General features: G+C 64.9%; 17 protein-coding genes. 12 read left to right on the top strand and 5 right to left on the bottom strand.

Annotation, left to right across the window (positions count from 1 at the left end; all coding sequences use genetic code 11):
- Positions 1 to 111: 111 nt before the first annotated feature.
- Both FNL56_RS17890 and FNL56_RS17885 read right to left on the bottom strand, forming a co-directional pair.
- A complete protein-coding gene (locus FNL56_RS17890; RefSeq protein ID WP_143574225.1) occupies positions 112 to 1,395 on the bottom strand; it encodes an MFS transporter in 1,284 nt (427 codons plus the stop codon).
- A gap of 107 nt (positions 1,396 to 1,502) precedes the next feature.
- Positions 1,503 to 2,273: an enoyl-CoA hydratase gene (locus FNL56_RS17885; protein ID WP_143574224.1), complete on the bottom strand. Its 771-nt coding sequence runs from the start codon at positions 2,271 to 2,273 to the stop codon at positions 1,503 to 1,505.
- Positions 2,274 to 2,451: 178 nt separating this feature from the next.
- On the opposite strand from FNL56_RS17885, the gene FNL56_RS17880 reads away from it, so the two are divergent.
- The 9 genes from FNL56_RS17880 (at position 2,452) to FNL56_RS17840 (ending at position 12,375) form a co-directional block, all read left to right on the top strand.
- Positions 2,452 to 3,078 (top strand): TetR/AcrR family transcriptional regulator, encoded by a 627-nt coding sequence (locus FNL56_RS17880; RefSeq protein WP_143574223.1) that lies wholly within the window; start codon positions 2,452 to 2,454, stop codon positions 3,076 to 3,078.
- A gap of 143 nt (positions 3,079 to 3,221) precedes the next feature.
- A complete protein-coding gene (locus FNL56_RS17875; protein ID WP_143574222.1) occupies positions 3,222 to 4,718 on the top strand; it encodes a CoA-acylating methylmalonate-semialdehyde dehydrogenase in 1,497 nt (498 codons plus the stop codon).
- 16 nt (positions 4,719 to 4,734) lie between these two features.
- The gene (locus FNL56_RS17870) at positions 4,735 to 5,895 is read left to right on the top strand and encodes an isobutyryl-CoA dehydrogenase (protein ID WP_143582211.1); all 1,161 of its coding nucleotides are present in this window, start codon (positions 4,735 to 4,737) and stop codon (positions 5,893 to 5,895) included.
- A complete protein-coding gene (locus FNL56_RS17865) occupies positions 5,880 to 6,947 on the top strand; it encodes an enoyl-CoA hydratase/isomerase family protein (RefSeq protein WP_143582210.1) in 1,068 nt (355 codons plus the stop codon). Before FNL56_RS17870 ends, FNL56_RS17865 begins: the two co-directional genes overlap by 16 nt.
- Positions 6,948 to 7,001: 54 nt before the next feature.
- Positions 7,002 to 7,889 (top strand): 3-hydroxyisobutyrate dehydrogenase, encoded by an 888-nt coding sequence (gene mmsB, locus FNL56_RS17860; RefSeq protein WP_143574219.1) that lies wholly within the window; start codon positions 7,002 to 7,004, stop codon positions 7,887 to 7,889.
- 11 nt (positions 7,890 to 7,900) lie between these two features.
- Complete coding sequence (locus FNL56_RS17855) at positions 7,901 to 9,631, top strand: AMP-binding protein (RefSeq protein ID WP_143574218.1); 1,731 nt, start codon at positions 7,901 to 7,903, stop codon at positions 9,629 to 9,631.
- Between the two features lie 100 nt (positions 9,632 to 9,731).
- The gene (locus tag FNL56_RS17850; protein WP_143574217.1) at positions 9,732 to 10,193 is read left to right on the top strand and encodes a MaoC family dehydratase; all 462 of its coding nucleotides are present in this window, start codon (positions 9,732 to 9,734) and stop codon (positions 10,191 to 10,193) included.
- A gap of 11 nt (positions 10,194 to 10,204) precedes the next feature.
- Entirely contained in the window at positions 10,205 to 11,122 is a 918-nt protein-coding gene (locus tag FNL56_RS17845; RefSeq protein WP_143582209.1) for an SDR family NAD(P)-dependent oxidoreductase, read from the top strand.
- 20 nt (positions 11,123 to 11,142) lie between these two features.
- Positions 11,143 to 12,375 (top strand): NAD(P)/FAD-dependent oxidoreductase, encoded by a 1,233-nt coding sequence (locus tag FNL56_RS17840; RefSeq protein WP_256365910.1) that lies wholly within the window; start codon positions 11,143 to 11,145, stop codon positions 12,373 to 12,375.
- On the opposite strand, the gene FNL56_RS17835 is transcribed toward FNL56_RS17840, so the two are convergent.
- The 3 genes from FNL56_RS17835 to FNL56_RS17825 form a co-directional block, all read right to left on the bottom strand.
- On the bottom strand, positions 12,372 to 13,451 hold the full coding sequence (locus FNL56_RS17835; protein WP_143574215.1) for a D-TA family PLP-dependent enzyme: 1,080 nt from the start codon (positions 13,449 to 13,451) through the stop codon (positions 12,372 to 12,374). The two genes, FNL56_RS17840 and FNL56_RS17835, sit on opposite strands and share 4 nt — an antisense overlap.
- Positions 13,452 to 13,607: 156 nt before the next feature.
- Positions 13,608 to 15,428, bottom strand: coding sequence for an ABC-F family ATP-binding cassette domain-containing protein (locus FNL56_RS17830; protein ID WP_143574214.1), 1,821 nt, complete (start codon positions 15,426 to 15,428; stop codon positions 13,608 to 13,610).
- 9 nt (positions 15,429 to 15,437) lie between these two features.
- A complete protein-coding gene (locus tag FNL56_RS17825; protein WP_143574213.1) occupies positions 15,438 to 15,947 on the bottom strand; it encodes a YaiI/YqxD family protein in 510 nt (169 codons plus the stop codon).
- Between the two features lie 826 nt (positions 15,948 to 16,773).
- On the opposite strand from FNL56_RS17825, the gene FNL56_RS17820 reads away from it, so the two are divergent.
- From FNL56_RS17820 to FNL56_RS17810, 3 genes are all read left to right on the top strand, one after another.
- Positions 16,774 to 17,085 carry a type II toxin-antitoxin system RelE/ParE family toxin gene (locus FNL56_RS17820; RefSeq protein ID WP_246660699.1) on the top strand — a complete coding sequence of 104 codons (312 nt, stop codon included), beginning with the start codon at positions 16,774 to 16,776 and terminating at the stop codon, positions 17,083 to 17,085.
- A 50-nt stretch (positions 17,086 to 17,135) separates the two neighbouring features.
- Positions 17,136 to 17,576 (top strand): helix-turn-helix domain-containing protein, encoded by a 441-nt coding sequence (locus FNL56_RS17815; RefSeq protein ID WP_246661588.1) that lies wholly within the window; start codon positions 17,136 to 17,138, stop codon positions 17,574 to 17,576.
- Between the two features lie 78 nt (positions 17,577 to 17,654).
- Positions 17,655 to 18,395 (top strand): hypothetical protein, encoded by a 741-nt coding sequence (locus FNL56_RS17810; RefSeq protein WP_143574212.1) that lies wholly within the window; start codon positions 17,655 to 17,657, stop codon positions 18,393 to 18,395.
- The last annotated feature ends 167 nt before the right edge of the window (positions 18,396 to 18,562 follow it).

Below are 18,562 nucleotides of genomic sequence, written 5' to 3'. Positions count from 1 at the left end.
CACTCCAATTGGAGTGGCGGGGAACCTCGACGTGTTCATCGCATCACATCGGGATTCCGGGTTCGCTCGCGCTGTTGCGCTCGCGCCCCGGAAGGTCATGTTTGTGTCTGGCTAAGCCGCCACCACCTTCTTGTCCCGCGATATCAGCAGCACGATCACCGCCGCGACGATGCACAGCAGGCCGGCGGCGAAGAACGCCGGCAGATAGCTCAGCAGCACCGTGCGCGATAGTCCGGCACCAAACGCGGCAGTGGCCGCGCCGAGCTGGTGGCCCGCAAAAATCCAGCCGAACACCAGGCCTGCGCGTTCCGGCCCGAACTTCGCCGCCGTGAGCCGCACCGTCGGCGGCACCGTGGCGATCCAGTCGAGCCCGTAGAACAGCGCGAACAGCGACAGGCCGTAGAAGGTGAAGTCGGTGAACGGCAGCGCCAGCAGCGAAAGCCCGCGCAGGCCGTAATACCAGAACAGCAGATGGCGGTTGTCATAGCGGTCCGACAGCCAGCCGGACGCGATGGTCCCGATGAAATCGAACACGCCCATCGCGGCGAGCAGGCCGGCTGCCTGAATCTGCGGGATGCCGAAATCCAGGCACATCGGGATCAGGTGCACCTGGACGAGGCCGTTGGTCGAGGCGCCGCAGATGAAGAAGGTCGCAAACAAGATCCAGAATACCCGGGTCCGGGCGGCATCGCGCAACGCACCCAGCGCCGCAGCCATGATCGGCGCGGTGTTGGGGGCCGGGTGCACGATAGGCGCATCGCTGGCGTCGCCATAGGGCCGCAGGCCGAGGTCGGCCGGCCGGTCGCGCATCACAAGCGCCACGCCGAGGGCGGCCACCGCCAGCATCACGCACATCAAGACCAGCGCCCAGCGCCAGTCGGCGCGCTCGGTGATGCTGGCCAGCAGCGGCAGGAAGATCAACTGCCCGGTCGCCGCACTCGCCGTGAGGATGCCGATCACCAGCCCGCGGCGCTCGTTGAACCATCGCGTCGCCACCGTGGCGCCGAGCACCAGAGCGGTCATGCCGGTGCCGATCCCGACCGCCACGCCCCATAGTGCCACCAACTGCCACAGTTGCGTCATGCCAAGCGACAGCAGCAGGCTGACGACCACCACGAGCAGGGCAATCAGCGTGATATGGCGCAGTCCGTAGCGGTTCATCAAGGCGGCGGCGAACGGCGCCATCAGCCCGAACAGCACGAAGCGGATCGACATCGCCGAGGAAATCTCCGCCGTGCTCCAGCTGAACTCCTTCTGCAGCGGCACGATGAACACGCCGGGGGCGCCGACCGCGGCGGCGCTGACCAGCGCCGTCACGAAGGTAACGGCGATCATCGCCCAACCGTAATGGATGTTGCGGCGGGCGAGGGCAGCGGCGAGCCATCCGGAGATCATGATTTTACCTGTCGGCCGATGAGGCAGTTTGCATGATGTTCATCATATGATCCGCCGTCGGATATGCAACTTCTATCACTGGCCAAATTGGCATGACGCGGATGCGTCTAGCGCTTGCGGTCGATGAAGCCCTGCATCAGCCGCTGCGGTTCGCCGGTGAGATAGGCCTGGCCGAACACGCCGACGCTGAGATTGACCGACTCCTTCAACGGCAGTTCTTCCCATTGCTTCATCAATGCTTTTTGCGACCGCATCGCTTCGGGCGCGCATTCCAGGATGGCCGCGACGGTGCTTTCGACGGCGGCATCGAGGCCGCCTTCGGTCGCGACGACATCGACCAGGCCCCAGCCCAGCGCGGTCGGGGCATCGATGGTCGCCGCCGTCATGATCAGCCAGCGGGCACGGCCCCAGCCGATCAGCCGCGGCAGCAGGGCGGCGTGGATCACCGAGGGGATGCCGACCTTGACCTCCGGCATGGCGAATTTGGCGTCGTGCGCGGCGATGCGGAAGTCGCACGCGGCGGCGAATTCCAGCCCGCCGCCGAGGCACCATCCGGGGATGCGCGCGATCACCGGCGCCGGAAAGGCGCGGGCGGCCTCGCAAAGGTCGCGCAGCCCCGTGATGAAAATCTCGGCGGAGGCCTGATCGAGCGTCGCCATCTCCTTGATGTCGGCGCCGCCGATCATGCTTTTCTCGCTCTCGCCCGCAACGATGAGCGCGCGAATGGCGCGTTCCGTCGCCAGCGCCTTGAGCCCCTCGCGGACGTCCCTGATCGCAGCAGAATTGAGGATGTTGAGCGGGCCGGCGTTGCAGATCGTCAACCGGACGACGCCGCGGGGATCGCGGTCGATGCCGCAATGGGGATTAAGCATGTGCATGGGATTTCCTCGGCGTGACTGTGCCGGCGTTGTCCGCCGGTCACATGGTGCCAATTCCCGGCCAAATGCCCGCGATGTCAAGCGACGGCCGTTGCGGAGGGCTATGCGACGTATTAATATGATCGCTATCATTCCTTAGACCGGCCAATTGATCGCCTTCCGGAAAGCTGGAACACCGATGCGCTATTCCAAGGAGCACAAGCTCGAAACCCATGCGCGCATCGTCAAAAAGGCGTCGGTGCGGCTGCGCGAAAAGGGCGCGCACGGCATTGGCGTCGCCGACCTGATGAAGGACGCAGGTCTCACGCATGGCGGGTTCTACGCGCATTTCGATTCGCGCGAGGCGCTGGTGGTCGAGGCGTTCGGCTATGCCATGGACCGTTCGATGGAGCGCTGGCGGCACCTGGCCGGGCAGGCGGCACCGCAGGACCGGCTCGCCGCCATCGTCGAGGCCTACCTGTCGCCGCAGCATCGCGACAATCCCGGCCATGGCTGCGCCGTGCCGGCGCTCGGCGCCGAGATCGCTCGCGAGAGTCCGAAGACGCGAAAGGCATTTGCCGCCAAGCTCGACCAGATGATCACGATGATGGCCGAACAGTTCACTGCCGAGGCCGGAAAATCAGCGCGCCAGCAGGCGATGGCAGCGCTGGCCACCATGATGGGCACGCTGGTGATGGCGCGGGTTGCCGGCTCCGGCGAATTGTCTGAGGAACTGCTCAGCGCCGGCCGCGATGCCGTGTTGGCCCGCATCCCGGCAGTGAAGAAGCCAGCCGCGCGCGCCTCAAAACCTGCCGCAAAAGTCTGATTCCGGCCTGCGAATGCGACCTTCGTCGTAGGCGCCTTACCGCGGTGCGCCCGCATTTTCGCACGTCGGCTGCGCGCGCAAGGCCTTCCCAAATCCGGCAAAGCCTGTGCAACATGCCGGCAAAATAAAACCGGGAGGTACGCATGCGGAACATCGGTCATTTCATTGGCGGCCGTGAGGTCGAGGGCACGTCGGGACGTTTTGCGGACGTCTATGAGCCGATGACCGGCGACGTCCAGGCGCAGGTTGCGCTGGCCTCCAAGTCCGAAATGCGCGCCGCGGTAGAGAATGCGATCGAGGCGCAAATCGCCTGGGGCGCAACAAATCCGCAGCGCCGCGCCCGCGTGATGATGAAGTTTCTCGAACTGGCGCAGCGCGACTACGACAAGATGGCCGACCTCCTGGCGCGCGAGCACGGCAAGACGGTGCCGGATGCGAAGGGCGACATCCAGCGCGGCCTCGAAGTGGTGGAGTTCGCCTGCGGCGTGCCGCATCTGATGAAGGGCGAATATACCGAAGGCGCCGGACCCGGCATCGACATCTATTCGATGCGCCAGCCGCTTGGTGTCGTTGCCGGCATCACGCCGTTCAACTTTCCGGCGATGATCCCGATGTGGAAGTTTGCGCCTGCGATCGCCTGCGGCAACGCCTTTATCCTGAAGCCCTCGGAGCGCGATCCCGGCGTGCCGATGATGCTCGCCGAACTGATGATCGAGGCCGGCCTGCCGCCCGGCATTCTCAACGTCGTCAACGGCGACAAGGAGGCGGTCGATGCCATCCTCGACGATCCCGACATCAAGGCCGTCGGCTTCGTCGGCTCCTCGCCGATCGCGCAATATATCTATGAGCGCGCCGCGGCGACCGGCAAGCGGGCGCAATGCTTCGGCGGCGCCAAGAATCACGCCATCATCATGCCCGACGCCGACATGGACCAGACCGTGGATGCGCTGATCGGCGCCGGCTATGGCTCCGCCGGCGAACGCTGCATGGCGATCTCGGTCGCAGTCCCGGTAGGCCAGGCCACCGCCGACCGGCTGATGGAGAAACTGATCCCGCGCGTAGAGGCGTTGAAGATCGGTCCATCCACCGATCCCTCCGCCGACTTCGGACCGCTGGTGACCCGCGCGGCGCTGGAACGCGTCAAGGACTATGTCGAGGTCGGCATCAAGGAGGGCGCGACGCTCGCGGTCGATGGCCGCGGCTTCACGATGCAGGGCTATGAGAACGGCTTCTACATGGGCGGCTGCCTGTTCGACCATGTCACGAAAGACATGCGGATCTACAAGGAGGAGATCTTTGGCCCGGTGCTCTCCGTGGTCCGCGCGCACGACTACGCCGAAGCGCTGGCGCTGCCGTCGGATCACGACTACGGCAACGGCGTCGCGATCTTCACCCGCGACGGCGACGCCGCGCGCGACTTTGCAGCACGGGTCAATGTCGGCATGGTCGGTATCAACGTGCCGATCCCGGTGCCGATCGCCTACTACACCTTCGGCGGCTGGAAGAAATCCGGCTTCGGCGACCTCAACCAGCACGGCCCGGATTCGATCCGCTTCTATACCAAGACCAAGACCGTCACCGCGCGCTGGCCAAGCGGCGTCAAGGAGGGCGCGGAGTTCTCGATCCCGACGATGAAGTGATGCAAGGCGAATTCGCGTGAACCTGTTCGCCCTCAACGAAGACCAAATCGCGGTCCGCGACATGGCGCGCGACTTTGCCGCCGAGAAGATCGCGCCCTTCGCTCTGCAATGGGACGAGGAAAAGTTCTTCCCCGTCGATACCATGCGCGAGGCGGCAGCGCTCGGCATGGGCGGGATCTATATATCAGACGATGTCGGCGGCTCGGCGCTGACGCGATTCGATGCGGCGTTGATCTTCGAGGCGCTGGCGCAGGGCTGTCCGACGGTGTCGGCCTTCATCTCGATCCACAACATGGCGTCGTGGATGATTGATGCCTATGGCAACGCGGCCCAGCGGCAGCAATGGTTGCCGAAACTATGCAGGATGGATCTAATTGCGAGCTATTGCCTGACCGAGCCGGGTTCCGGCTCGGACGCGGCGGCCTTGCGCAGCCGCGCGGTGATCGATGGCGATCACTATGTCCTCAACGGCCAGAAGCAGTTCATCTCCGGCGCCGGACGGGCTGATCTCTACGTCGTGATGGTGCGGACCGGGGATGAGGGCCCCGGCGGGGTCTCGACCCTGGTGGTCGAAGCCGAAACGCCCGGCCTGTCGTTCGGCGGCAATGAGCGCAAGATGGGCTGGAACGCGCAGCCGACCCGTGCGGTGGTCTTCGAGAACGCCCGCGTGCCGGTCTCCAATCGGCTGGGCGACGAGGGCATCGGTTTCAAGATTGCGATGGCCGGGCTCGACGGCGGCCGGCTCAACATCGCCGCGTGCTCGCTCGGCGGCGCGCAATCCGCGCTCGACAAGTCGCTGGGCTACATGAAAGAGCGCAAGGCGTTCGGAAAACGGCTCGACGAATTCCAGGCGCTGCAATTCCGGTTGGCGGACATGGCGACCGAGCTGGAAGCCGCGCGCACTTTCGTGTGGCGTGCCGCCGCCGCGCTCGATCGCAAGGACGCGGACTCGACCATGCTGTGCGCGATGGCCAAACGCTTCGGCACCGATGTCGGTTTCGAGGTCGCCAACCAGGCGCTGCAACTGCATGGCGGCTATGGCTATCTCAGTGAATACGGCATCGAGAAGATCGTGCGCGATCTGCGCGTGCACCAGATCCTCGAAGGGACTAACGAGATCATGCGGCTGATCGTGGCGCGAAAGTTGATCGAGGGTGCGCGATGCATGCACCGATGATCGAGCCCGACCTGATCGTGCGACGCGAAGGCGCGGCCGGCGTGATCCGGCTGAACCGGCCGAAGGCGCTGAATGCGCTGACGCTGGAGATGACGCGCGGGATCGCCGATGCGCTCGATGCCTTCGCGGCCGATCCGAAGATCGCGCTGGTGCTGCTCGAAGGCGCAGGCGAGCGCGGGCTATGTGCCGGCGGCGATATTCGCGGGCTGTATGAAAGCGCCAGGATCAAAGGCGATCTCGGAAAGATATTCTGGCGCGAGGAATACATCGTCAACGCGCGGATCGCGAACTATCCAAAGCCCTACGTCGCCTATATGGACGGTTTTGTGATGGGCGGTGGTATAGGTCTCGCCGGCCACGCCAGCCACCGCGTGGTGACCGAAAATACCAAGGTGGCGATGCCAGAGGTTGGGCTCGGCTTCTTCCCGGATGTCGGCGGCACCTGGCTGTTGTCGCGCGCGCCGGGCGAACTCGGCACCTACTTCGGATTGACCGGGCTGACGATGAACGGCGCTGATGCCGTGGTTTGCGGGCTGGCCGATGTGTTGATCCGCACGACCGATTGGGCGGCATTGAGAGAAACGCTGACAACGGCCGCAGCCGGGACCGATGCCGCAGGCGTCATGGCGACGTTGAAGCGATTTGCGTCGGCGAGCGAAGTCGGCCCGGTCACAAAGCGGCGCGACCTGATCCACCGCGCCTTTGCGCATGACAGCGTCGAGGAGATTATCGCCGCGCTTGAGCAGGACGGGTCCGACTTCGCGCAGGCGACGTTGCAGGCACTGGCAGATAAGTCGCCGCGCGGTCTTAAGGTGACGCTGAAGCTGCTGCGCCTGGCGCGGACGTCAAGTTCGCTGGAAGAGTGCCTGAAGCGCGAGTATCTGGCGGCGCTCGAAGTGTTCGACAGCGCCGACTTCGTCGAAGGCGTGCGGGCCGCGATTATCGACAAGGACCGAAATCCGGCATGGCAGCCGCCGGATCTGGCGGGTGTGACGCCGGATATCGTGGCGCGCTATCTGGCGAAACGCGATGTCGAGCTGACTTTTCCCTAAGGCGGCTCGGCGTCGCACGGGAATTCAATCAAGAAAAAAGCACGAGGGCAGGACATGACCACCATCGCATTCATCGGTCTCGGCAACATGGGCGGCCCGATGGCCGCCAATCTCGTCAAGGCCGGGCACACAGTCCATGGCTTCGACCTGACGCCGGCGTCGTGCGAACAGGCCAAGGCGGATGGCGTGACGATCGCTGCCACTGCAGCGGACGCCGTGAAGGGTGCCGACGTCGTCGTCACCATGCTGCCCGCCGGCAAGCATGTATTGTCGGTGTGGAGCGAGATCATCCCGGCGGTGGGCAAGGGCACGCTGATGATTGATTGCTCGACGATCGACGTCGAGAGCGCGCGCAAGTCGCACGAACTTGCCGCCGCGCAAAAATTGCCGTCGGTTGATGCGCCGGTGTCCGGCGGCACCGGCGGCGCCAAGGGGGCAACGCTGACTTTTATGGCCGGCGGCGCGGCTGATGCCTTCGCAGCGGCCAAGCCGATCCTGGGAGCGATGGGCAAGAAGATCGTGCATTGCGGCGAGGCGGGGGCGGGGCAGGCGGCCAAGATCTGCAACAACATGATCCTCGGGATTTCGATGATCGGCGTCAGCGAAGCCTTCGTGCTGGCGGAAAAGCTCGGCCTGTCGCACCAGGCGCTGTTCGACGTCGCCTCAACCTCATCGGGCCAGTGCTGGTCGCTGACCTCCTATTGTCCTGTACCCGGCCCGGTGCCGACCTCGCCGGCGAACAACGAGTACAAGCCGGGCTTCGCGGCGGCCCTGATGCTGAAGGATTTGCGATTGTCGCAGGAAGCGGCCAAAGCCGCGGGGGCCTCGACGCCGCTCGGCGCGCATGCCGAGAGCATCTATGAGAATTTCGACAAGGCCGGCCATGGCGGGGTCGATTTCTCGGGAATCATCCAGCAGCTGCGCCAACTGGCTGCGAAGTAGCAGAGCGCATAATGACCACCTTCCAGCAAGCCCGCGCCTTCCTGCTCGAACACCGCACCGACTACGATACGGCCGTCGCCGGCTTTCGCTGGCCGGACCCGGTCGATTTCAACTGGGCGCTCGACTGGTTCGACGCCGAACTGGCAAGCCAGCCGGACAGCCGCGATCGCGCCGCGTTGTGGATCGTCGATGCCGCCAGCAACCGTGAGACCAAACTATCCTTCGCGACGCTGGCGAAGCGCTCCAACCAGGTCGCTAACTTTTTGCGCGCGCAAGGATTGAAGCGCGGCGATCATCTGCTGCTGCTGCTCGGCAATGTCGTGCCGCTATGGGAGACCATGCTGGCGGCGATCAAGCTCGGCGTCGTCGTGATCCCCGCGACGACTCTGCTGACCCCCGACGAATTGCGCGACCGGCTCGATCGCGGGCGCGCGAAAATCGTGATTGCTGCGCCGGATCAGGTCGCAAAATTTGCTGACGTTGGTGGGCCGAATATCATTCGTGTGGTGGCGGGCGACGCGCAGGACAGCTGGATTCCCTTCGCGCAGGCCGCCGATTTCCCCGACACCTTCACGCCGGACGGCCCGACCAAAGCCGACGATCCGCTGCTGCTGTACTTCACCTCTGGCACGACTGCGAAGCCGAAACTGGTGCGGCACAGCCAGCGCAGCTATCCCGTCGGCGCTCTGTCGACGATGTACTGGCTCGGCCTGCAGCCCGGTGACGTCCATCTCAACATCTCCTCGCCTGGCTGGGCCAAGCACGCCTGGAGCTGCCTGTTCGCGCCGTGGAATGCCGGCGCGACCGTGTTCGTGGTCAACCAGCCGCGCTTCGATGCCAAGGGCCTGCTGGCGACCATCGGCCGCTGCGGCGTCACCACGATGTGTGCGCCGCCGACGGTGTGGCGGCTGTTCATCCAGGAGAAGCTTTCGACCTTCAAGGTCGCCTTGCGCGAGGTTTGCGGCGCCGGCGAGCCGCTCAATCCGGAGGTGATCGATCAGGTTCGCAATGCCTGGGGCCTCACCATCCGCGACGGCTACGGCCAGACCGAGACCACGGCGCTGGCCGGCAATTCGCCGGGGCAGAAGGTCAAGATCGGCTCGATGGGCCGGCCACTGCCAGGCTGGCAGGTCCGCATCACCGACATCGACGGCGAGCCGGCGAAGGAGGGCGAGGTCAGCCTGCCGCTCGGCACCGACCGGCCGGCGGGGCTGATGCAGGGCTACCAGGCCGACGACGGCAGCGTCAGCGGCGCGGACGGCGCGATCTATCGCAGCGGCGACGTGGTGTTTGCCGATGATGACGGCTACCTCACCTTCGTCGGCCGCTCCGACGACGTGTTCAAGTCTTCCGACTACCGCATCAGCCCGTTCGAGCTGGAAAGCGTGCTGCTGGAACACGAGGCCGTCGCCGAGGCCGCGGTGGTGCCTAGTCCCGATCCGATCCGGCTAGCGATCCCGAAAGCCTATGTGATGCTGGTTGAAGGCTGCGAGCGCAGCGCCGCCACGGCGCTGTCGATCTTCGAGCACCTGCATGTCCGCCTCGCGCCGTTCAAGCGCATCCGCCGCATCGAACTGGTGACGGAGCTGCCTAAGACGATCTCCGGCAAGATCCGCCGCGTCCAGTTGCGCCGTCTCGAACACGACAATGACCGCGACGACGCCCTGCGCGGCGTCGAATTCCGCGAGGAAGACTTTCCGGCGCTGCAGGCGGCGCGGCCGACGGGGTTACCGGAGACGTGACCATCTATCCGGCGCATAGCTGCAGCGCACAATTTCGCTTGGCCAATGGCCCCGCGCTGTGGAATGTGCGGCCGGAAACCAGCGAGGATGGCAAGATTCAATGACGTCTCTTATGCAATACGACACCTATATCGGCATGGTCGGACAGGACATCGGCGTGTCGGCCTGGCACCTTGTCGATCAGAAGCGGATCGACGTGTTTGCCGACGCCACCGAGGATCATCAATTTATTCATGTGGACCCCGTTCGCGCCAAGGCGACGCCGTTCGGCAGCACGATCGCGCACGGCTTTCTCACCACGTCGCTGATTTCGGTGTTTTCCTACGAGGCGCTGCCAAAGCTTGCGGACGTCGCGATGAACATCAATTACGGCTTCGACCATTTGCGCTTCGTGTCGCCGGTGAAGTCGGGCTCGCAGGTGCGCGGACATTTCGTCCTGAAGGAAGCGTCGTGGCGCAAGCCGAAAGAGCTGTTCACCCGCGTCGGCGTCAGTGTCGAGATCGAGGGCGGCGCCAAGCCCGCTCTGGTCGCGGACTGGCTCGCGCTCACCTATTTCAACTGAGGGAGCCACTCATGAGCATTCGATTTGACGGCCGCGTCGCCATCGTCACCGGCGCCGGCAACGGGCTTGGCCGCGCGCACGCGATGGGCCTGGCCAAGCTCGGCGCCAAGGTCGTGGTCAATGATTTCGGCGGCGCGCGCGACGGCACCGGTGGCTCGCTCTCCGCCGCGGACAAGGTGGTCGAGGAAATCCGCCAGCTCGGCGGCATTGCGATTGCGGATGGTGCCGACGTCTCGAATTTCGAGCAGGTCACGATGATGGTCGATCGCGCGACCGCGGAGTGGGGCAGCGTCGATCTGATGTGCGCCAATGCCGGCATCCTCAGGGACAAGTCGTTCGGCAAGATGGAGCCGGCGGATTTCGCGAAGGTGCTCGACGTGCACCTCACCGGCACGTTCAACTGCTGCAAGGCGGTGTGGGACGGCATGCGCGCGCGCAATTTCGGCCGCATCGTGCTCACCACCTCGTCGTCGGGCCTGTATGGCAATTTCGGCCAGTCGAATTACGGCGCAGCCAAGACCGGCATGATCGGGCTGATGAACGTGCTGGCGGAGGAGGGCCGCAAGACCGACATCCGCGTCAACACCATCTCGCCGACCGCGGCAACGCGCATGACCGAAGAGCTGCTGCCGCCGGACGCGCTGGCGCTGTTGAAGCCGGAATCGATCACCCCCCCGGTGCTGTATCTGCTCAGCGAGAACGCGCCGACCAGGACCATCATGGGCGCGGGCGCGGGTTCGTTCGCGGTCATCAAGCTGCTGGAGAGCGAAGGCGTCAATTTCGACGAAAGCGAATGGAGCCCGGATACGATCGCCGCGCATTTCGCCGAGATTTCTGATATGGCAGGCGCCAGGGCGCTGGAAGGCGCGTTCCAGCAGACCCAGAAATACGTCCAGCAGGCCGCGACCCGGCTGGGCATCAAGGTCTAACTCTCGATCGGACGATCATCGTGACCGACGTTGTGCAACAGGACGTCGCGGTGATCGGCGCCGGGCCGGCCGGGCTGATGGCCGCCGAGGTGATCGCGCAGGCGGGCACGCGCGTCACCGTCTATGACGCGATGCCGTCTGCCGGCCGCAAATTCCTGATGGCCGGGCGCGGCGGGCTCAATCTCACCCATAGCGAACGATTGCCGGCCTTCGTGGCGCGCTACGGCGCGGCGATGCCGCAACTGGCTAAAGCCATCGAGACATTGCCGCCGGACATGTTGCGCGCCTGGAGCGAGTTGCTGGGGCAGCCGACCTTCGTCGGCTCCAGCGGCCGGGTGTTTCCGCAAGCGTTCAAGGCGTCGCCGCTGTTGCGGGCGTGGCTGCGAAGACTGGATCAGTCCGGCGTGCAGTTCGCCATGCGGCATCGCTGGACCGGCTGGGACGGCGACGGACGGCTGCTGTTCGACACATCGGAAGGTCCGCGCGTGATCGCCGCCAAAGCCACCGTGCTGGCGCTGGGCGGCGCGAGCTGGCCGCGGCTCGGCTCGGATGGCGCGTGGGTCAAGACGCTGGCCGCCCGCGGCATCGATGTCGCCCCGCTGCGGCCGGCGAATTGCGGTTTTGCGGTCGCCTGGTCGGACGTCTTTCGCAACCGCTTCGCCGGCTATCCGCTGAAGGCGATGGCGCTGTCGTTCGGAGGGCAGGTGGTGCGCGGCGAGGCGATGCTCACCCGCACCGGCATCGAGGGCGGCGCGATCTATGCGCTGTCGGCGCCATTGCGCGACGCCGTCGCGGCGAGTGGCACGGCCACGCTGCATGTAGCGCTGCGTCCCGACATGACCGCTGCCGAGCTGATCGCCAAGCTCTCGGCGCCGCGCGGCAAGCAGTCGCTGTCGACCTTCCTGCGCAAGGCCGTGCATCTGCCGCCGGTCGGCATCGCACTGCTGCAGGAGGCCGCGATCGTCTCGGGCACGTCGCTGGCATCGCTGTCGACCGCCAGCCTCGCTGCGCTGATCAATGCGGTGCCCATCGTGCTGAGTGGCATTGCGCCGATCGCCCGCGCGATTTCGACCGCCGGCGGGATCGCGTTCGACGAGCTCGACGCCGACTACATGATCACGGCCTTGCCGGGCGTGTTCGCCGCCGGCGAAATGCTGGACTGGGAAGCGCCGACCGGCGGCTACCTGCTGCAGGCCTCGTTCGCGACGGGCGCCGCCGCGGGCAGGGGCGTGGTGAAGCGGCTGAAACGCTAGCGGAGTTTCCCCCGCGCCGCGACCGGCAGCGTGCCGATCACTTCCTCGCCGCGCACCATCACCACCTCGTCGAACATGTTGACGACCACGCAGATATGGTTCGGCACGATGCGGACGACGTCGCCGACATTGGGACGGGTGTTGCTGCGGGTCAGGTCGAGGAAGCCGTGCTCCTCGGCGAACTTGGCGATTTTCGCTTCGGGATGTTCGAGGATCAGGCCGTGGCCGTCGAGCCCGCCGGTATCCGAGGTCAGCGTCTTGGAGCCGGCGTCGACGATGCCGCGGTCCGGTCCGGCGCGGCTCACCACCGTCGCATAGACGTTGGCGGCGCAGTCGTCCCAGGCCGCCGCGCCCGCTTCGACCTGCATGCGGTCGTTGTAGATATAGGTGCCGAAGCGATGTTCGGTGGCGCCCTTCAGGGAGCCGACATTCTTCAGGTTCGGCGTGCCGCCGGTGGAGACGATGCGCGGCTCCAGCCCGAGCGCGCGGACGCCGGCCAGCGCCACGTCGAAGAATGTCTGCGCGTCGGCCCAGCCGGTCTCGGTCGGATACAGCATGAAGCCGGCGAAGACGAGGCCCTCGCTGGCGTCGATCAGTCTGGCGAGTTCGATGGCTTCCGCCGGCGTCTCGACGCCGGCGCGCTTGCGCCCGGTATCGCATTCGACGACGACGTCGAGTGGCAGGCCGGAGAGTGCGGCGGCCTTCTTCAGCCCCTCGACGACGGTGGGGTTGTCGGCGGCGACGGTGATCTTCGCCTTGGCCTGTAATGCTGCGAGCCGCACCATCTTCTCGTCGCCGATCAGATTATAGCTGATCAGGATGTCGTCGATCCCCGCGTCGGCCATGATCTCGGCCTCGCCGAGCTTCTGGCAGGTGATGCCCTTCGCACCCGCCGAGATCTGCAGCTTCGCGAGCATTGGGCTCTTGTGCGTCTTGATATGCGGCCGGTTGGCGACGCCTGCGGCATCGCACACCGCCTGGATGCGCGCGATGTTGCGCTCCACGCGGTCCATGTCGATCACCAGCGACGGCGTGCCGAAGTCACGGGCGATCAAGGCTGCGAGGGCGGTTGTCATCGAAAATTTCTCCGGCATTTCATCCGTCATTCCGGGGCGGGACAGCGCCGAAGGCGATGGCCCGAACCCGGAATCTCGTCATAGTGGAGTCTCACTTCGGGATTCCGGGTTCGCGTTCGGCTGGCGCCGCCCGCGCCCCGGAATGACGAATGTGGCTCAGGCGTTCTCGATCTCTTCGCGCAGCGTCTCCAGCTCCAGCCACTTTTCCTCGGACTCGGCCAGACCCTTCTGCGCGGCGGACAGCGCCGCGGACACGGTGTCGAACTTCTTGCGATCCTTCTTGTAGAGGTTGGGATCGTCGAGATGCCGCTGCTGCTTGGCGATGTCGGCCTGGAAACTGGCGATCGCCTTCGGCAGCGTGTCGAGCAGGTGCTTGTCCTTGAAGTTCATTTTCTTCTTCGCCGCCGGCTTGGCGGGGGCGGACTTGCCGTTGCCGCTGCTTTTGCCGGTTTCGACCGCCGCGGTCGTCGCCTTCTCGCGCTTCAGGTCGGCGCCGCGCTGCGCCAGCATGTCGGTGTAGCCGCCGGCATATTCGGTCCACTTGCCGTTGCCTTCCGGCACGATCACCGAGGTCACGACGCGATCGAGGAAGTCGCGGTCATGGCTGATCAGGATCACGGTGCCTTCATAGTCACCGAGCATGTCCTCGAGCACGTCGAGGGTTTCGAGATCGAGATCGTTGGTCGGCTCGTCCAGGACCAGCACGTTCGACGGCTTGGCCAGCGCGCGGGCCAGCATCAAGCGGCCGCGTTCGCCGCCGGAGAGAACCTCCAGCGGGGTTCGCATCTGCTCCTGCGAGAACAAAAAGTCCTTCATGTAGCTGACGACGTGCTTCGGCGTGCCGTTGACCATGACGTGGTCGCCGCGGCCGCCGGTGAGGGCTTCGGCCAAGGTCGTTTTCGGCGACAGGCTTTCGCGGTGCTGGTCGAGCGTCGCCATCTCGATATTGGCGCCGAACCGGATGGTGCCGGAGTCGGGGGCTTCGCCGCCGGTCAGCATGTTGATCATCGTGGTCTTGCCGGCGCCGTTCGGGCCGACGACGCCGATGCGGTCGCCGCGCTGGATGCGGATCGAGAAGTCGTCGACGATCTTGCGGTCGCCATAGGTGCGGCAGATGCCCTTGGCTTCGACGATCAGCTTGCCGGACTTGTCGGCCTCCGACGCCGCGAGGTTGGCGCTCCCCGTGACGCCGCGATAATCCTGCCGCTGCGCGCGCAGATCGTGCAGGCCGGCGAGGCGCTTGACGTTGCGCTTGCGGCGGCCGGAGACGCCGTGGCGCAGCCAGTGCTCCTCGTTGACGATCTTGCGGTCGAGCTTGTGCTGGTCGCGCTCTTCTTCGGCCAGAATATCGTCGCGCCATTGTTCGAAGGCGGAGAAGCCGCGGTCGATCTGCTTGATCTGGCCGCGGTCGAGCCAGGCGGTGGCACGCGACAGATTCGAGAGGAAGCGGCGGTCATGGCTGATGATGACCAGCGCGCAGCGCCGCGAGGCCAGTTCGCCTTCCAGCCATTCGATGGTGGTGAGGTCGAGATGGTTGGTCGGCTCGTCGAGCAGCAAAATGTCGGGCTCGGGCGCCAGCACGCGGGCCAGCGCCGTGCGGCGCGCTTCGCCGCCGGAGAGGTTCGAGGGATCTTCCTCACCGGTCAGACCAAGCTGCTCCAGCAGGTACATCGCCTGGTAATGGTCGTCGCCGGCGCCCATGCCTGCCTCGACATAGGCGAGCGTGGTGGCGAAGCCGGTGAAGTCCGGCTCCTGCGGCAGGTATTGCACGGTGGCGCCGGGCTGCACGAAGCGGCTGCCCTTGTCGTAGTCGACCAGGCCGGCGACGATCTTCAGCAGCGTCGACTTGCCGGAGCCGTTGCGGCCGATCAGGCAGACGCGCTCGCCCTGCGACACCGACAGTTCGACGCCGTTCAGCAGCGGGGTGCCGCCGAAGGTCAGGTTGATTTCTTTGAGCTGGATCAGCGGGGGAGCCATGAATTCCGTTCAATCTGGTTTCGGCGCGGGCGCAACGGCCGGCGCGCGCTGGATGCGGCGGATCGTTTGATCCAGCGCGGAGAGGAACGCCGAGCGGTCGCGCGGCGAGAATGATTTGGGACCGCCGGTGACTTCGCCCGACGACCGCAGATCGGTCATCAGGTTGCGCACGGCGAGGGTCATCCCGATCGAGGCCTCCGAGAACGGCTTGCCGTTCGGCGCCAGCACCTCGGCGCCGGCCTTGACGCAGCGGCTGGCCAGCGGGACATCGGACGTGATCACGATATCGCCTTTTCCGGCGCGTTCCGCAATCCAGTCGTCGGCGGCGTCCATGCCGGAACCCGCCGCGATCCGCTCGATCGAGGGATCCAGCGGTATCCGGATGAACTGGCCGGCCACCACGCTGACCGGCAGGCCAAAGCGCGCGGCGACGCGATAGATCTCGTCCTTGACCGGGCAGGCGTCGGCATCGATGTAGATTCGGGTGCTCACGGGGGCGCGGGTGCTCGGGTCGGTCATCGGTTTGCGGGGGAGCCGGCACCGGACAGGCGACCGTACGCTGGCTGCTGCAAGGCGTATCATCTTGTGCACCTGCGAACAAAACATATCGCAGCTTTCGGGAGGAATCGTGGCGAAACCGGCCGAACCGCCCCGACGGGCGGCCGAAGCCTGCCGGAAACCCGGCGCCGGGGTGCGGTTGCACCCCTCCGACCCCGAATTCAGACAGAACGCCATGCGACATGCCTCCGCGGTCTCGCGGCTCCAGGAGCCCGAGTTTTGCCGGAAAATCCCCTCGAACCACGAGGGGAGGCGGCGCGCCGACAGGCGCTAAGGGTGGTGCTGGGTGACGCGATCCGCATCGCTGCGAACCGCGACGCCTGTGAGCGCGCCACCGCGGCGTCTTCAGGCGCCGGGACCGTGCTTCCGGGGACGTGGCGTGGTCTGGGGCAACGCGCCCGTCCACCCGGCGGTTTCCCGCCGCCGCCTATCCCGCGTCCAGCCGACAAAGAGCGGCAGACCCCCGTAGTGGGGCCGGACGGTGACCCGGGCCTCCCGAGTGCGCGGGGATACGTTGTCCCCGCGCCCGCAGGCGCCGCGTCCCGCTCCGCTCCAAGACGCCTCATGAAGCGCCCCCTCGCGAACGGGACGAGGGAGCTAATAGTCCTAGATAGGATAATTGTCAATATGCTCTTGTCAGCGCGGTCCGAAGCCCGGCGTTCCGCAATGCCTCGCATCCGTGTCTCGGCATCCGTGTCTCGCCGATTGTCATCGCCACGCGGCCTGCCGATAATCTTGAACTTGGCGCCGCTCCGCGCTATAACACCCAGTGTTAGGGATCGGCTTCGTGCGGATTTTCAAGACCAAGGCATTTGCCCGGCTCGCGCGTCACCATGATGTTGTGGATGCCAGTCTCATCAAGGCCGTGGACGACGCGGCGCGCGGTCTGGTGGAGGCCGACTTGGGAGGCGGCATCATCAAGCAAAGGGTCGCGCGCCCTGGCGCGGGGAAATCGGGCGGGTTTCGCGTGATCCTGGCTTTCCACTCGGAAACGAGGTCGGTGTTCATGTATCTGTTCGCCAAGAGTGACCAGGACAATCGACGACAATCAACTCGTCTCGTTCCGGGAATTGGCGCGCGCCTGGTTGAAGGCCTCTGACGAGGCCATCGACAAGGCCAAGGCTGAAGGCAGAATTCTGGAGGTGCAACGTGAGAAAAGCAGCAGCTAAACCAGGTCGGGCGCCGGTGACAAAGCGAAAGGCTGCAACGGGGATGTATGAGGCGCGTCGCCCACGCAAGGTTCATGCGGCCGTTCGGCCTGATGAAGATCCGGACAGTATCGACTCGGTGTTGCTTGAGACGGCGCGGGATATGCTCGAAGCCGATCTCATGGATCGCGCAGGCTATGAAAAGATCACAATGCGGCATCTAAAGAGCAGTCATGCGATTGGCGAGATCGAGGCGATTTCGGCCGAGCAGATTCGTGCCATGCGAGAGCGCGCGCGAATGAGCCAGGGTGTTTTCGCGCAAGTGCTGAACATCTCGCCCGGGTACGTATCGCAACTGGAGCGGGGATTGAAGCAGCCCGAAGGGGCGACCCTCAAGCTTCTCAGCATGATCCAGCGCAAGGGCATCGATGCGCTGCTGTAGTGAAAAGCTGATCATTCAAACTGATGAAGCGCGCTGTAGGATACGCCTGTGGTTTCAAATTTGTCGGGGGGGGGGGGAATGTCGGAGATTTCAGACGGTCTAGATGCGCTGCGTAACGTAATGAGTTTGCGGGACATTGCTAGCTACATTGAGCGCACCGCAAGATGGGTGGCCCCTGAAACCTTCAAGCTTTTGCCCGTCTGGTTTCCCGAGCATGCGCGTCGCACGCCTTTTTACAAGGGCAACTGGTCGGAGCCGCAAATGAACAGGAACCGGGAAACTGGCAACTCGGTGCATAAGTTCGAAGGAAATGTGAACGCAAATGAAGCTCTTACTCTTGCGCTTGGTCTGAAAAAGAGACTTCGGCCAAACTGGTCTTGCTGCCATATCTGGGGCATCGACGATCCGACTTACCAGCTCTCGAATGTTGTCGTAATGGACCGGCGCTTCTACTCCTGTGTGGGCAATATGGTACTGCTGCCGACGCCACTGAAAGCCTTTACCGATACAATGCCAGAGATAAAGGCAATGCTGCGCATCTGCGCGCGTAACCTCTATGGCTGGCAATGCGACCACGATAATTTGCTGGCGACAAACACAGCGCTCGATGCTTGGGCAGACTGGAGCGCCTATCCGACCAGCTGGCCCCGAACGCCCGCCGAAAAACTGCCGCTGGGTGTAGTTTCGATGACCGCAAGCATCGAAGCTGCCGCGCGAAAGCGCAAAGCGGGCATCCGACATGATCTCAGCCATGCCGGAAGCTTCTACCCGCGAGCGGAAGTAAAGGCGGTCCTCGCTTACTGGAACATCTCAGTTTAGCAGAGCGACTGGTGTGTTGCTCCGGACTGACATCCGCAGCTAGGCGCCGACATGATCGATCAATGCGGCCGGACTGGTCTTCCCATCGGAATCGCCATCACGTCGATATCTCGACCGAAGCCGGCAAGGCCAGTCGCCTAATTAGGTCCACTGGTCAGTCCATTCCG

Origin of the sequence: Tardiphaga sp. vice304 (assembly GCF_007018905.1) — a bacterium.
Lineage (GTDB): Bacteria > Pseudomonadota > Alphaproteobacteria > Rhizobiales > Xanthobacteraceae > Tardiphaga.
Note: the sequence above shows the minus strand (reverse complement) of the source record. Positions and strands in the feature narration are given on the sequence as shown.